The sequence below is a fragment of the Muriicola sp. SD30 genome, assembly GCF_041205185.1.
GTDB lineage: Bacteria > Bacteroidota > Bacteroidia > Flavobacteriales > Flavobacteriaceae > Muriicola.
The window spans coordinates 231,534-247,822 of record NZ_JBGEWB010000004.1 but is presented as its reverse complement, the minus strand read 5'-3'; the positions used below and the strand labels follow the sequence as shown (position 1 = coordinate 247,822).

12 protein-coding genes are annotated in these 16,289 nt (G+C 41.9%); 11 read left to right on the top strand and 1 reads right to left on the bottom strand.

Annotated features, from left to right (window positions below):
• Nucleotides 1-70 precede the first annotated feature (70 nt).
• Genes AB8P51_RS13570 through AB8P51_RS13545 form a run of 6 tightly spaced genes read left to right on the top strand, consistent with a single transcriptional unit; the run spans nt 71 to nt 9,415 of the window.
• Nucleotides 71-1,837, top strand: coding sequence for an ATP-binding protein (locus AB8P51_RS13570; protein ID WP_369749392.1), 1,767 nt, complete (start codon nt 71-73; stop codon nt 1,835-1,837).
• Between the two features lie 7 nt (nt 1,838-1,844).
• Nucleotides 1,845-2,210: a response regulator transcription factor gene (locus AB8P51_RS13565; RefSeq protein ID WP_369749391.1), complete on the top strand. Its 366-nt coding sequence runs from the start codon at nt 1,845-1,847 to the stop codon at nt 2,208-2,210.
• Between the two features lie 3 nt (nt 2,211-2,213).
• Nucleotides 2,214-4,376, top strand: a complete 2,163-nt coding sequence (locus AB8P51_RS13560) for a HEAT repeat domain-containing protein (protein WP_369749390.1) — start codon at nt 2,214-2,216, stop codon at nt 4,374-4,376.
• Between the two features lie 2 nt (nt 4,377-4,378).
• On the top strand, nt 4,379-5,806 hold the full coding sequence (locus AB8P51_RS13555) for a glycosyltransferase (RefSeq protein ID WP_369749389.1): 1,428 nt from the start codon (nt 4,379-4,381) through the stop codon (nt 5,804-5,806).
• A gap of 2 nt (nt 5,807-5,808) precedes the next feature.
• Nucleotides 5,809-8,181, top strand: a complete 2,373-nt coding sequence (locus AB8P51_RS13550; protein WP_369749388.1) for a sulfatase-like hydrolase/transferase — start codon at nt 5,809-5,811, stop codon at nt 8,179-8,181.
• Nucleotides 8,174-9,415: a YaiO family outer membrane beta-barrel protein gene (locus AB8P51_RS13545; RefSeq protein WP_369749387.1), complete on the top strand. Its 1,242-nt coding sequence runs from the start codon at nt 8,174-8,176 to the stop codon at nt 9,413-9,415. Before AB8P51_RS13550 ends, AB8P51_RS13545 begins: the two co-directional genes overlap by 8 nt.
• A gap of 447 nt (nt 9,416-9,862) precedes the next feature.
• Here AB8P51_RS13545 and AB8P51_RS13540 read toward each other — a convergent pair whose 3' ends face one another.
• Nucleotides 9,863-10,726, bottom strand: coding sequence for an RNA polymerase sigma factor RpoD/SigA (locus tag AB8P51_RS13540; protein ID WP_129603926.1), 864 nt, complete (start codon nt 10,724-10,726; stop codon nt 9,863-9,865).
• Between the two features lie 203 nt (nt 10,727-10,929).
• On the opposite strand from AB8P51_RS13540, the gene AB8P51_RS13535 reads away from it, so the two are divergent.
• From AB8P51_RS13535 to AB8P51_RS13515, 5 genes are all read left to right on the top strand, one after another.
• A complete protein-coding gene (locus AB8P51_RS13535) occupies nt 10,930-11,454 on the top strand; it encodes a DUF6155 family protein (RefSeq protein ID WP_369749386.1) in 525 nt (174 codons plus the stop codon).
• 9 nt (nt 11,455-11,463) lie between these two features.
• Nucleotides 11,464-12,393 carry a 2-hydroxyacid dehydrogenase gene (locus tag AB8P51_RS13530; RefSeq protein WP_369749385.1) on the top strand — a complete coding sequence of 310 codons (930 nt, stop codon included), beginning with the start codon at nt 11,464-11,466 and terminating at the stop codon, nt 12,391-12,393.
• Between the two features lie 110 nt (nt 12,394-12,503).
• The gene (locus tag AB8P51_RS13525; protein ID WP_369749384.1) at nt 12,504-14,015 is read left to right on the top strand and encodes a DEAD/DEAH box helicase; all 1,512 of its coding nucleotides are present in this window, start codon (nt 12,504-12,506) and stop codon (nt 14,013-14,015) included.
• Between the two features lie 2 nt (nt 14,016-14,017).
• The gene (locus tag AB8P51_RS13520) at nt 14,018-15,295 is read left to right on the top strand and encodes a glycosyltransferase (protein WP_369749383.1); all 1,278 of its coding nucleotides are present in this window, start codon (nt 14,018-14,020) and stop codon (nt 15,293-15,295) included.
• A gap of 53 nt (nt 15,296-15,348) precedes the next feature.
• Nucleotides 15,349-16,194, top strand: coding sequence for a 1,4-dihydroxy-2-naphthoyl-CoA synthase (locus AB8P51_RS13515; RefSeq protein WP_369749382.1), 846 nt, complete (start codon nt 15,349-15,351; stop codon nt 16,192-16,194).
• The last annotated feature ends 95 nt before the right edge of the window (nt 16,195-16,289 follow it).

The window sequence follows — 16,289 nt, the reverse complement described above, 5'->3', positions numbered from 1 at the left end:
TAACATTTAATTGGCTCCCCCTGTATTTATGGGGATTTTAGTCAGGTATTTACCCCTCAAAGCTCCGATCTTGAAATCTAAAAACCTACTTACCCAAATCTCCGATCTTGAATCGGCGCTCAATAATTTTTCATTTGAAGAACTCAGCACTGACGAAGCAGCCCGGTTAAAGCAATCTTTCGACCTTTTTAAAAACGAACTTGAAGCAAGAATTTGGGGTCATGACCCCGGGAGTGAGGATCATTCAGGAAATAAGCCCAAGAGGGAATATATATCCGGGAAATCTGAAGGAAACGAATCACATTTTATTGCCGAAGTAAGCCGTGAGATCAGAACCCCCCTCAATGGGATAATGGGGTTTGCTGATCTGATGAAAGAAGGAGAACTCAACGAGCGACAGGAAGAGCAGGTAAATGCTATTCTGGCAGCCTCTAATTCCCTGATGGATATTATCAATGAACTGCTTGAGTATTCAAAGCTCCAATCTGGGGCAGAAGAGTTTAATAATGTCTCCTTTAATTTTCATAACCTGATCACGGAAGTTTCTTACCTCTGTGAAACCCTCATTGTGGATAAGAAAATTGCCTTCATTGTCGAAACCGACCCTAAGATTCCGGAGCTCCTGCTGGGAGACCCCTCAAAACTGAGTCAGGTTTTGTTGAATTTACTCGGGAATGCGATAAAATTTACTGAAGAAGGTAAAATTGTTTTAACGACTAAATTAAGAAACATTATCTCTGGTAAAGCGAGTATAGATTTTCAGATTTCGGATTCTGGAATCGGAATACCTCAAGATGACCTGCTCCATATCTTCGATGCCTTTAAACAAGCCAGGCAACACACTTTCTCTAAATATGGGGGAGCAGGACTGGGCCTGAGTATTGTAAAGCAGATTGTAGACAGGCTGGGGGGTTCAATTGATGTTCAGAGCGAACTCGATAAGGGCACCGTCTTCACTATGAACCTGGATTATAAGATAGGGAAAGAAGCAAAGGCTCCTGTGCCCGAAAAAGCCGATTCACAACCTACGGGTGTTGAAGCCTTAAATGTCCTTGTGTTCGAAGACAATCCGTTAAATCAGTGGCTGATAAAAAAACGCTTAAAAGGGTGGGGCTGTACCTTCTTCGTTACAGAACACTGCGAAACCGGATTAAAGATTCTAGAAAAAGAGAAAATCGACCTGGTCTTTATGGACCTGCATATGCCCGTAGTTGATGGCTATGAGATCACAAAAAGAATAAGAGCTTCAGAAAATCCGAACATTTCCAATGTGCCTGTCATTGCATTGACTGCAGATTTCTCAGTAAATGACAAGGAAAAAGCGACCGAGTACGGGATCGATGATTTTATATTAAAGCCTTACACCCCTGAGGAACTATTAAATAAACTCATCCAATACGGATTGCCGGATTCTGATGATAAAAAAATGACGGAAACAAGCGCGGATGCTGAGCCGGTTCAAAAAAGGGAAGAGCTGAGTTTGTCTATAGACCTAACAGGGATGTTGGAGGATTGTATGGGAGAGGTTGATATGCTCGAGGAATTACTGAAGCTGTTCAAAGGGAATGCCCTGGAATTTATTGGCAAGGCAAAAATGCACCTGCAAAATCATGATTATGATCAATTGCAGTTTGCGGCCCATAAACTTAAATCAGGACTCGCAATGGTACAGGCGGCAAATCTGCTTATTCTGATCCAGCAAATCCAGGAGCATTGTAAAACCGACAGGAACCATGACCAGATGCAGTATCTGTACGAACAATTTATCAAGGAATATCCTATGGTAGAATTTGCCTTAGACAAGGAAATGACCCGATTACGAAAGGAAAACAAATAAGTGTCTTATGAAAAAGATTTTACTCGCAGACGATGATGAATTACTGGCTTCCCTCCTGAACTATAGGCTGGATAAAGCCGGTTACAAGGTCCATTGGTCCTGTGACGGTCGGGAAGTAAAAGAGCAACTGGAAAAGGAAATCCCCGATATTATTGTAAGCGATATTATGATGCCTTATTTCTCCGGCCTCGAATTAGTAGACTACGTTAGAAATACCCTTGAATCAAAAGTGCCGATCATCATAATCTCGAGTGCTGGAAACGAGGAGAATGTACTCTCGGCATTTGAATTGGGAGCCAATGATTTTATAGCGAAACCCGTAAGCCCCTCAGAACTATTGGTGCGGGTGACGAGAGAACTGAGTAAACCCTGATTTTTGTATAGAACAGAACTAACATATAACATATTCTCGCTCTTAAGTATTCCAAAGATCCATACGGATCTTTTGTGGGATCTAAGTGTGCTGTTTGGAAGTCTGTGTATTATTTATTTTGGTTTTATATTTTTCTTCCGGAATCGCCTTTCTGCAAAGTCGCAAAACATCAGTGAAAGACGAAAACAACTCACACCCATTATCAGTAATTTTCTTTTCCATGGCGAAGACGCGAGTAAGGAGGAGAATTGCGAATACGTAGAACTAAAGGTTGAAATCAGGGAGTTTATTAAAGATCCCATCAACCGAAGTATCCTTAAAGAAATTCTGTTAGACCTGCAGCGCGACCTTACGGGGGATGCCCGACGCAGGTTGTTTTCACTTTACAAGGATTTTGACCTGCACCTTGATGCCTTTGCCAAACTCAACAGCTGGCGGTGGGAGATTGTGACCAAAGGAATTGTTGAACTTACACAAATGCAGGTAGAGGAGGCCTATCTACAGATAAAAAAATTCATAAATCACAAAAAAAGTGTCATTCGCAGACATGCCCAGATTGCTACGGTTTCTTTGAACAGCGAAGGTATAAGGCAATTTCTCGATACAACCAGATATCCGATATCAGAATGGCAACAAATAAAAATTCTTGAAATACTGCGAAACAAGAAGGACTATATCCCACCTAGCTTCGGGGTTTGGTTAACTTCTAAAAACAAAGATGTTGTTTTATTTGCGCTCAGGCTCATCAGGCATTACAATCAGACCGACGCCAATGCCTCCGTAACTGAATTATTAAAACACAGGAATGAGGAAGTAAAGCAGGCGGCCATCGAGTGTATTAAGGAATTCGGCATCGTGGATGCGATTCCTACCCTAATGGCTGCTTTTAAAAAGTCGAAAAGGGATACACGCATATTTATTCTTGACGCAATAGGAACTATTGGAAAGGAAGAACACATTCCTTTTTTACTTGAAGTTCACAGAAAAATCTCCAATTTCAATGTAAAGAGTAAGGCACTGAGTGCTATAAACTCCATTTCCCCGGAAACAGTCCTCCCACTTGAAAATCTTGATCCCGAGATCATAGTTACAAAACGTCCTGTAGAACTGGAGAATGAAGAAAAAGAAACTACAGAAGACTCCGAATCCCTACAGATAAATGAAATACCCTCTGAGACAATTGAAGATGATGTGGTGATCACTGAAGAGAACAGTGAGTTCTTTTATGAGGATTTAGATGTTTTCGATTACTGTTTTATGGAAGAGCTTAACGAAATACTAGACAATCAGAAGATCGATGATACAGTGGAAGTACAATACCTTTCGCTCGATTTTTTACCTGTAGTAGTAGAAAAACCAACCCCCATGGAAAAGAAACGACCTGAAAAGAAATCAAAAAGAAAGCTCAGGAAGCTAAAAGTTTCCTATGAGGAAGTTCATCCGGATGAAAACTTCAGGAAAGAACTTGAGGAGATCCTGAGCAGGGTAGAGGTTCCGGATGTAGACGGAAATATGGAGACAGAGTACCTGAACTTTAACTTTCTGCCCTTCGTAATAGATAAGGACACCGAAGAACAAGACCTGCCTTCGATCATTCGTCAAATCAATGAAATGGAAGTCGACGGGGTGGAGATCGTTATCCCTTCCAGGAAGGAAAAACAGTTGGAGGGAGAACTAGCTGACCAGAGCGACCAGGGATCTGTGCAGGAGGACTTTGATGCCTGTGCCATGGTCGATTGGGAAGATGTCCTACCCGCAGAAAAACAAGCTGATGTGGCAGAAGCAACTGAAGGGAAGGTCGTCGAATCAAAATCGACGCAGGAGCCTTCTGTCAATGAAAAACCCTCATATGGATTCAGCATTTTCGAGGAGCTCTTCAGAACCTGTGATGTCGAATCCAAACTTATCCTGATGAACGAAATCCTGGATATCGGAGACCAGAAGGAGCTAATGTTTTTAAAGACGCTTAAGAAAGATCCTAATGGGAAGGTGCGGGAAGCAGCTAGGAAAACGGCGGCATTACTCAATAAAAGACTTGCAAAGGAAAGAACAAATAAAAAGGAAGAAGAGAACATTGTGAAATGGGAGGATGTAGATAAGGCAAATGGGTTGTTAGAATTTGACCTTGATAATACAGGAATTCAATCTGAAAAAACAAAACAGTAAACATGGATAACGGCGTTTTCAATGTGGTTTTGGAGTACCTGAACATCGTTTTTCTGGTGTTTTCAGCGGTATTGTTTACGCTGTACCTCTTAATGGCCTATCTGGCTACACGTAATTCAATCCATTACAAGCATAAAAACAGTTTTGGAAATATCTCAAAAACCCTGGGATCTCCACTTGCGCCGGGAATAACAATAATCGCACCTGCCTATAATGAGGGTTTGACGATCGTTGAAAATGTAAGGTCCCTCCTCTCTTTACAATATGTAAACTACGAAGTCATGGTGGTCAATGACGGGAGCAAGGATGATACCCTGGAGAAACTTATAGAGGCTTATGATCTCAAAAAAATTGAAAGGGATATCGACCCCGATATAAAGTCGAAAACCATCAGGGGAATCTACAAATCAGAACAGCGCTCTTTTGCCAAACTAACAGTTGTCGACAAGGCTAACGGAGGGAAGTCGGATGCCTTAAATGCCGGTATTTATCTCTCAGAAAATAAGTATGTGGGCTGTATCGATGTAGACTGCTTGATTGTACCTGAGGCTCTTTTGCACGTAGTTAAGTCGTTCTATCAGCATTCAGAAAAGCGTGTGATCGCCGTTGGAGGGGTAATTCGAGTGGCGAATTCCTGTAAAATATCAGGAGGGACACTGGAAGAGATCAGATTACCAAAGAACTGGTTGGCTAAATTTCAGCTTCTCGAATATACACGTTCATTTTTGCTGGGGAGAATGGCATGGGGTAGGATAGACAGCCTTTTGATTATTTCGGGGGCCTTCGGGTTTTTCGACCGGGAGATTGCCCTGGCTGTAGGTGGATATGACACAAATACTGTAGGGGAGGATATGGAGATTATCTTCAGGATGAGAAGATATATGCACGATATCAACGAACCTTATCACGTAGCCTATATTCCGGATCCCCTTTGCTGGACAGAAGTGCCTGAGGATCTTAAAATATTTGTAAATCAGCGCGACCGTTGGTCAAGAGGTAATTTAGAGACCCTGAATACGCATAAGGATATGTTTTTCAATCCGAAGTATGGCCGACTGGGTATGTTGAGCTATCCTTATTGGTTTTTTTATGAATGGTTGGCACCTCTTCTCGAGTTTGTGGGTCTTTTGGCATTTGTACTGTTTATCTATTTGGGGATTATAAACTGGGATTTCTTTATTGCCATTACTGTTGCCATATACAGCTTCTCAATTATGTTCTCTTTTTATGCGATCCTTTGGGAAGTCTATTCCTATAATCAGTACTCCAAAACTCGCGACATACTTACCCTGATGCTTGTTGCCATTCTGGAGCCGCTGTTTTTCCATCCATTGGTAGTATGGTCTTCTGTTCGGGGGAATTACAAGAAATTATTTAAAATACGATCTGGTTGGGGCTCACAGGTTAGAAAAGGATTTGCAAAAGCATAAGGATGCAGACGGATATAAACATAGGGACAAAAAAACGGAATTTGCGTGATTTTATCAGGCTGATCCTGGCATTTTTCCTGTGCTTATGTCTTATGTCTCTTTATCAGAATACAAGATTGTACTGGGCAGGGGTACTCGATGGGGTTATCAACAAAAGCTTTCTACTTCTGGTGGTTCATCATCTGGGTTTTACCTCCCTTTCGGCTTTGTTCCTGGTCTTCCTGTATAAATTTCTCGAACAGATTAAGGCCAATCTGGGATTTAAGACAGTGGTTGTGTTATTAGTATTGCTGCTGGGTGTTGAGGGATTGCTCACCAAATATTATGTGGATAATTATGAAATTTTAGGTGCCGGTTATACAGAACAACTAAAGAGAAATAATGGCCTGTCTTTATTCTACTATTTGCCCGTATTTCTTTTTTTCGGTGTGGTAGCCATGTATTTGTTTTACCGGGCAACTACTAATATATATGACCTGATTAGCAGGATGTATCCTTTTACCATCATTCTTTTTAGTCTATTCCTGGCAACGCTCATTACAAGAAAAAACCCGGTGAACGAAAACAAAACGCAACACCTGATCTACCATAGTGCGGAAGAGTCACTCGATTTCAATAAATACGAAGGACAAGAAGAGTATCCTTTGTTAAAACCCTTTGAGCCATCAGCTGGGCTCGCCGATTATTTCCAGTATAAAGAACAGCCGCCTAACCTGGTTTTTATAATTATGGACGGGGTCGGATCAGATTTTGTAGGGGAAAAAGCGACGTATAAAGCCTTTATGCCTTATTTAAATGGATTAATCAATAAATCATTGTACTGGCCTCATAATCTGAGTAATACGGGAGAATCAACTGCGAGTATTCCATCAATTATCGGATCACTTCCCTTCGGAGAGGAAGGATTCACCAATATAGACGAAAAGACAAACCAGTATACGTTGATCGACCTGCTTAATGACAACGAATTCCATACTTCTTTCCACTTCGGGGGAAATGCTTCTTTAAACAATCTGGGAAAATTTCTCTACGAAGAAGAGATAGATTACCTGTCGGACCGAAAAGCATTTGGTCCTCAGTACAAACAGCAGGAATCGGATGCAGCCGGAATCTCTCTCGGGTATCACGATTCGGATTTATTTGGTAAATGGCTCGATGACTTCCAAAGCACAGATGGCCCCAGAATAGATATTTTCCTCACTCAAAGCACCAGAAGCCCTTTTCATATAACGGCTGAAGACAAATACAAAGACAGGGTAGAGGAAATTCTGGCCTATAAACAAATTGAGGGTCGTGACAGACGACTAATAGAAAAGAACAGGGAGATCTTCGCCAGTCTGTTGTATGCAGATAAAGCTGTCGGTGATTTTATTGAGGGATACAAGCGGAAATCCGAATTTTACAATACCGTATTTATAATTACCGGAAGTCATAATTTAAGGGATCTGCCACAGTTGGATTATCTGGACCGTTACCGGGTTCCTTTGCTGATGTATAGTCCGATATTAAAATCGCCCGAACGAATCGGGTCATTGGTCTCACATGCCGATATATTACCAGAGTTGGCCGGACTGTTAAATGCCACCCACAATATTAAAATACCTGAGGAGGTCGCCTGGTTGGGAGAAGGCCTGGTTCACAAAGGATTTATAAAGGAAGAAAAAACCATTCCGCTTTACAGGCATCGGAAAAACATACAGGAATATATTAAAGGCAATCTGGTTATATCCGGAAACTCATTATATGAGATAGGAGTCAATCTTAGCTTATTCGATCCGAAGTCGTCACAGGAAAAAGAGTCAATTAAAAAATCCTTCCAGGAATTCAAGGCCATCAACACCTATGTGACACAAAAAAATAAATTACTGCCCGGCAACGAGTTAGAAGGGAAACCGGCCTTAAAAGACAACAAATCCGACCTGGTATGGATCAATAGTGTTTTTAATAGTGATGACTACGATAATGCTTATAAAACGGCCAGAGATCTGGCCATTGCAGGCGAGAGGGAACGTGCTCTTCTCCTTTGTGATCATATCCTGAAGGAAGTCCCTGGACATGCCGATACCGAAGTTCTTAAAGGTCGTATTTACGCCTGGAACAAGGAATATTCCCGTGCAGCTGTGATTCTGGAAAAAGCGATTAAAAAATACCCGGTGTATGCTGATGCGTATTCGGCATTACTGGATGTGTATTTCTGGTCAGACACTAACTATAAAGTAGCTGAGCTAAAAAAATTAATCAGGAAACACAGAATTGGCAATGAGGAGTTGAGTAATAAGATTAAAAGGGCTGAAGATAAGATGAAGCAGGATCAGACCCTGTTTAGCAGTGAGAATCTGGGATACCTGAACTTTGAAGAAGATGGATATGAATAGGGGAATCATACATACGATAGTTGGATGTCTTGGAATTGTTTTCCTTGGGTTGTTTCCAAAGGAAGCTATGACCCAGGAACTGGCGTATACCGGGGATCCGGATATTTCCTTACGCCGGGCAATGGTACTTGCCAGTGATGGTCGTAGGGATCAGGCCAGGGATACATTGAACACTATTCTGCACCAGTACCCCGATTATACTGATGTCAAAAGTCTGATTGCAAAAACTTACAGTTGGGACGGGGACTATGAGGAAGCCAGGAAACATTTTAACCGGATAACTTCAGAAGAAAGGAAGAACAAGGAAGTCTGGGTGGCCGCGATCCGAAATGAAATTTATGCCTTGAACAGGAATACCGCACTTGGGCTGGCCAATAAGGCACTTCTTTACCTTCCTGAAGATAAGGAAATTGATTCTATAAGGGCGAGTATCATTGACGCCTGGATTGATCCTTCTACATCCTCTGATGCTGTTACGAGCAGGGAGGAGGAGCTTAAAAAACTTACTAACTCGGTTACTATCTTCAGTTCAGCGGATATTTTTGATGTTGTTTTCGACCCCATGTATTACTCGGGTCTCGAACTTCAATTTGGTACTGCCTATGGGAAGATCATTCCGAGGGTCAACTACAGTAATCGATTTAAAATTGATGGGATACAGTATGAATTAGATCTTTACCCCCAATTTTCGAAGTCGGTTTATGCCTACCTAAATTATGGATACAGCGATTCGGAAATATATCCAGAACACAGGGTAGGAGGGGACGTGTATGTCAACCTGCCAAAAGGAATAGAAGCCTCCCTGGGTGCCCGATTTTTGTCCTTTACCGATAGTGATGTCTCTATTTTCACCGGTTCGGCAGGATTCTACAAAGGAAATTATTATTTTTCCCTACGTCCTTATATTACCCCAAGAAAGAACAGTACGATGGGGATCTCCGGAGTTCTCACTGCAAGGAAGTATTTAAAAGATGCCAATAATTATATAGGAATGACTGCCGGGATGGGTTTTATGCCTGAATTCAGGCAATTTCTTGCGAACACCACATTGGTTGCGGAGACCATGCTATTTGTGGAATCACAACAGCTAATGGCTGAATACCAATTTTCATTCGGAAGTAATCCTTCGCTGTACCGGGCACATCTGGGATTAACCAGACAGGAATTCGTTTTTGCTGCAGGAAACTATTTTTGGGCAATTTCTGCCGGTCTGAGGTACCAGGTTCGCTTCTGATATCGCAATAAGTACCTCATAAAATGCGTTATATACAACAATTATATACCGATACACCACAAAGTGTTGTTGTTTTTGAGAAGAAAAAATATGTTTACTATATAATCAATGAGCCCCAGATCTCACTAAAAACCAAACAAAAATGTTGTATGATACCTACGGTGAGGAATACTTAAACTTCCTCAAAGATTTGAATGAAATATTGAGTGTAAATGAATTAGCAGAACTAGATTATCTCTAGATAATCGGTGAACCTTAAATCCCCAAGCTTATGGCAAATCCAAATTATGACAACGCAGCTTATTTAAACTTTATTGAGGATCTCAATGAGATTCTGAAAGACTTTGAGATCAGCAGATTGAGCTGTTCTTAATTGTTTTAGTGTATAGATTGTTTAAAAGAAAAAAGGAAGCCCTGAGGCTTCCTTTTTATTTTTTATTAGGGCTGTTATCCTAAGTAAGCCTTAAGCAGCTTACTGCGGGTGTTATGCCGAAGTTTACGAATGGCTTTTTCTCTGATTTGCCTCACTCGCTCACGGGTCAGATCAAAGGTCTGACCTATCTCAGCCAGTGTCATTGATTGTTGATCTCCGATTCCGTAATACAACTTAACTACATCTGCCTCTCTGGGGGATAAAGTATCCAAAGCCCGGTTGATTTCTGTATTCAGCGACTGCTGCATCAAGCCTTTGTCTGGTTTAGGTGATTCCCCAGAACGCATTACATCGTAAAGGTTAGAATCTTCTCCTTCTTTTAGAGGGGCATCCATGGATACATGTCTTCCAGAGTTTTTTATAGATTGTTTTACCTCACTTACGGTCATTTCAAGTTCCTGCGCGATTTCTTCTGCCGATGGAGGCCTTTCGTGTGCCTGTTCGAGGTAAGAAAATGCTTTTTTGATCTTGTTGATCGATCCGATTTTATTCAGAGGCAGCCTAACTACCCTTGATTGCTCGGCCAGTGCTTGTAAAATGGATTGGCGAATCCACCAAACGGCATAAGAAATAAACTTAAATCCGCGGGTTTCATCAAATCGCTTTGCGGCCTTAACAAGACCAACATTGCCTTCATTAATAAGATCCGGGAGTGTAAGGCCCTGATTTTGGTATTGTTTTGCAACTGAGACCACAAACCTCAAATTAGCGTTTGTAAGTTTCTCAAGTGCCAGCTGATCGCCTGCCCTGATTCTCTGGGCCAACTCTACTTCCTCATTGGCAGTGATCAAATCTATTTTACTGATATCCTGCAGGTACTTATCCAAGGATTTTGATTCTCTGTTGGTGACCTGCTTGATTATCTTAAGTTGCCTCATATATCTTGAAAAGTTTAATGATTACATTCTCTCATTATACACTTTTATTCTGTCTTTTCCAAAGGCATACCCCCAATCTTATACATATTTTATGAGAACTTTAGTATTTTCTTCAAACTATAGTAAAATATGGCGTTTTGACGACTCTCCTGCTTGCATTCCGAAGTGTAATAAGTACCTTTATCAGCGGTTTATAGCGAGAAATGAGCAAGTCGGCACTAAAGAAATATCTAAGGGAGTTAAAAAAAAAGGATCTGGAATTACAGATTTTGGATTTATACGAGCGCTTTCCGCAGGTAAAGACCTATTATAATTTTGCCTTCAACCCTAAAGAAGATAAATTGATAGGTGAGGCAAAAGCAAGAATATCTAACGAATATTTTCCCTTAAAAAGGAAGCGTGCCCGGGCAAGGCGTTCTGTAGCCCAAAAATTTATTAAGCAATACAGCATATTGGGAATGGACCCTCACCTGCTTGCCGATCTGATGCTTTTTAATATAGAAACCGCTCAGCGCTACTCAGCCAGGAACAGGGTTAATGAAGCCTTTTACAAAAGCATGCTGCGCTCCTACAGAGAGGCCGTTCAATATCTCTCTCTCAATGCAATTTTACCGGAGTTTAAAGAACGATTGCAAGATATCAGGCAGGTATTACAGGAACAGGAATGGGAATTTCAGGAGGATTTCGATCAGATCCTAGACCTGGCCTATATGAATGATTTACCCTAATATTCAGATATGGCAATTGTACTTATACGGCAGGACGGAAAACTCGATCTTTGGAAAAAAGCCTTCCTTGATCAATTCCCGGATTTGCCGGTATATTCCTTTAATGAACCTCATCCAAGGGAATCCATTTCCATGGCGATCGTCTGGAAACATCCTGAAGGCACCCTTGAAGGGTATCCCAATTTAAAATGTATTACTTCTTTTGGTGCGGGTGTAGATTTTATTCTTAAAGATAAATCAAGACCTGCCGATATCCCCATCACCAGGGTTGTTGACGACGCCCTTGCTGATGACATGGCCGAATATGTGCTGACTGCCGTCCTTGGGCATTTAAAAAATATGGATCAATATGCCCGGGATCAGTTCGCTGCACAATGGCAACCCAAACCCTATAGCAGGATTGCAGATCATACCGTCGGAATTATGGGTTTTGGTACATTGGGTTCTCATGTGGGCAGGGCCTTGTCTCAAGTCGGTTTTCAGGTCATAGGATGGTCTAGACATGCCAAATCCCACCCCGGTATCGTTGTGCATCACGGGAAATCAGGAAAAAAAGAATTTCTTAGTCGGACCTCCATATTAATTTGTCTTTTACCACTTACTGAGGAAACAAAGGGAATCCTCAATAAATCGACATTGAATCAACTTCGCCCGGGAGCTTATCTGATTAATGTGGCCAGGGGAGGGCATCTCGCTGAGGATGAGCTTATTCCTCTTTTAAATTCCGGACAATTGTCGGGGGCATGTCTCGATGTCTTTCAACAGGAACCCCTTCCTTCAGATCATCCTTTCTGGGCACATCCCAGGATTAAAATTACTCCTCATGTCGCCAGTGTTTCTGATCCCCAATCGGTTGTTCCACAATTGGTTGAGAACTACAAGAGACTGGAAAACGGGGAAGCTCTGCTCAATCAAATTGATTCGGATCTGGGATATTAAAATCAGATTTCAGATCATAAATTTCATTTAAGAAAAAAAATCCTCTAGTTTTGCAAATTGGCGATTTAAGAGCCCTGAAATAGAATTTTTAACCTAAATCTGAATACTTTTTGTCGATTTCCACCGAAAATATTGAGAAGACTCTATATGATTATCAATTAGAGGATCTCCACTCCATATTTGAGCACCTCGATAATGCCTCAGATAATTCCAATCTATTGTACCAGCTCCCCACAGGAGGTGGTAAAACAGTTGTATTTTCTGAAATTACACGAAGGTTTATAGAGCATCGCAAGAAGAAGGTAGTGGTACTTACCCACCGTATCGAACTCAGTCAGCAAACCTCAAAAATGCTAAGAGGATTTGGTGTTAAAAACAAGATCATCAACAGCGAAGTAAAAGAACTGCCAAGCGACGATCCGCATATGTGTTACGTGGCCATGGTAGAGACGCTCAACAATCGGTTGCAGGAAGGAACAATTTCACTGAAGGATATCGGCCTGGTGATCATTGATGAAGCCCATTACAACTCTTTCAGGAAGCTCTTTAAGTATTTTGACACCTCTATCATCCTGGGCGTTACGGCCACCCCACTTAGCTCCAATATAAAACTGCCGATGAAAGACCACTATAAAAAACTTATAGTTGGGCAGTCCATCGAATCACTTATTAAAAACAGCTACCTGGCCCGTGCCAATATGTACAGCTACGACGTAAGTCTGAGATCCTTGAAATTGGGAATAAGTGGAGACTATACCGTAAAATCTTCTGATGAGCTTTACGGGAATTACAATATGCTCTCCAAATTGCTGGGAGCATATGAAGAAATCGGGAAAGGGACAAAAACCCTGATTTTCAACAATGGGATCAACACTTCCCGATACGTCTATGAAACCTTTAAAAAGGCTGGATACCCCATCAGGCATCTCGATAACAAGAATACGGCTACAGAACGTAAGGAGATACTCGAATGGTTTTCAAATACCCCTGATGCAATTCTGACCTCGGTGAGTATTCTTACCACCGGATTTGATGAACCAACTGTAGAAACGATTATTCTCAACAGGGCAACAAGATCTCTCACCTTGTATTTTCAAATGATAGGGAGGGGATCCAGGATATTACCGGATAAGGATGAATTTACCGTAGTTGATCTCGGAAATAACATCGCAAGATTTGGGATGTGGGATGCCCCGATCGACTGGCAGGAGATTTTTCATTTTCCTGATTTCTACCTAGAAAACATTAAAAATGATGAGGATATCGAGCGGGAATTTGTTTATGAAATGCCCCCCGAGCTAAGGGAGAAGTTCTCAAAATCTGAAGACATCGATTTCGATGTAAAGGCTGTCTACAAGGAAATTTTTGCCCAGGGATTAAGGTCGAAAATTGTGCTCGAACGAAGTATTGAACAGCACGCAAAGATCTGCGTTGAAAATAGTGAAGATGTGTTCGACGCACGAATCCTGGCCAAGCAATTAAAGGAGGAGATCGAGTATCGAGTAAGGCAATATTCCTATTGCATTATGAACAATACCAAGAACTATAAGGAGTGGTTGGAGGAAGATTACGAGCGTAAATTACGCCTTAAAATCTCTCAGATGTTTGCGGCCAAAATGTAATTATGGAAAACAAAGTGCCCGAGGTTCTCTACATTGGTTATACTTGGCCAGAACCCGAAGCCACTGCTGCCGGAGTGCGCACCCTGCAGCTCCTCAATTTCTTTAAGTCCCTCAAGTACAAAATTACCCTTTGTTCGGCAGCAGCTAAAACTCCACATTCTTCATCACTGGAGGAATACGACATCGATTGTATTGCCATCAAACTCAACCACGACAGCTTTGATAAGTTAATCGCGGAAATCAACCCTGCCATCGTGGTTTTCGATCGCTTCCTGACCGAGGAATATTTTGGCTGGCGTGTGGCAGATAGAATCCCATCTGCCATAAGAATACTCGACACCCAGGACCTGCATTCCCTTCGCCATAGTCGGGAAAAAGCGCTGAAAAAAGGAACTATATTTTCTCCTGAATTCTGGCAAATGCAGGAGATAACCTTAAGGGAGCTTGCCAGTATATACCGATGTGACCTCTCCCTGGTGATATCTAAATTTGAAATGGACTGGTTGAAGACTTATAGTTCGATTGACCCCTCTTTGCTATATTACCTTCCTTTTGTTTTTGATTCGCCTGATGCGGCCCAAAAAAACGATATCCCGGATTACGTATCACGAAAGGACTTCTGTTTTGTAGGTAACGGGAAGCATTCTCCTAATATCGATGCCATCAATTTCCTCAAAGAGGACATCTGGCCCAGGATAAGAAATGTCCTGCCAGAGGCAAATCTCCATATCTATGGGGCGTATTTCCCTAAAAAAATAATCGACCTCCATCAACCGGAAGAAGGTTTTTATATTAAAGGTTGGGTAAAAAATGTAGGGGAGGTACTTCAAAATATCAGAGTAAATCTGCTACCGCTAAGGTTTGGGGCCGGACTCAAAGGTAAATTGTTTCAGGCGGCCTCCCTGGGTACCCCTTCGGTAATGACTGCAATGGGCGCGGAAGGAACGCCATTTGCGGAGTTAAATAACCAACTTGGGACAAATCCGGAGGATTTAGCAGAAAAAGCTATAAGACTCTATAATGAGAAAGGGCAATGGGATGAGGCAAAACAAAGTGGATTAAAGCTCCTTAAAGACGAGTTTGGGAAAGAGGGATTCCACACCGCATTACACAACACCCTGCAGGATCTTTATCAGAATCTGGATAGCCACAGACATAAAAATCTGACAGGCAGGATGCTGTTACACCATACATTAGGGAGTAGCAGATACCTTTCCAAATGGATCAGTTTAAAGCAGCAAATGAATCAAAAAGGTCTCGATGAGTCCATCACAGGATAAGATTGTAAAGGGCGATGAGATGGCGTATCTTTAACTTAATAAATCAATAGCGAATGAGTTCAGCAATTAAATGGGAAACCGCAGGAGAATTTGAGGATATCACCTATAAAAAATCGAATGGGGTGGCACGAATTGCCTTTAACAGGCCGGATGTAAGGAATGCCTTCCGACCTAAAACCACCAAAGAACTATACGAAGCCTTTTACGACGCCCAGGAAGATACTTCCATAGGTGTGATCCTATTATCCGCCGAAGGACCTTCATCCAGAGATGGGGTGTATTCTTTTTGTAGTGGAGGAGATCAGAAAGCAAGAGGACATAAAGGGTATGTGGGGGAAGACGGATATCACAGGCTGAACATTCTTGAAGTACAGCGTCTGATCCGGTTTATGCCTAAAGTTGTTATAGCGGTGGTCCCCGGATGGGCTGTTGGCGGAGGTCACAGCCTACACGTGGTTTGCGACATCACCCTCGCCAGCAAAGAGCATGCAAAATTCAAACAGACAGATGCTGATGTCACCAGTTTTGACGGGGGATACGGTTCGGCTTATCTGGCAAAAATGGTAGGGCAGAAAAAGGCACGAGAGATTTTTTTCCTGGGAAGAACATACTCTGCAGAACAGGCCTATGAAATGGGGATGGTGAATGAAGTGGTGACACATGCAGATCTGGAAGAAACCGCATATGAATGGGCAATGGAAATCCTTGCTAAGTCGCCCACCTCTATCAAAATGCTCAAATTTGCCATGAATCTTACAGACGACGGAATGGTAGGGCAACAGGTCTTTGCAGGAGAGGCAACGCGCCTGGCCTATATGACTGAGGAAGCTAAAGAAGGCAGGAATGCCTTTTTGGAAAAGCGAAAACCCGATTTTGGCAAAAACAACTGGATCCCTTAAATGCAGAAGCATTCCTAAAATAAAAAAGGCCCCGTCATTTCTGATCGGGGCCTTTTTACGAGAACACTATATGAAAATGAAAAAATTAACTCCTT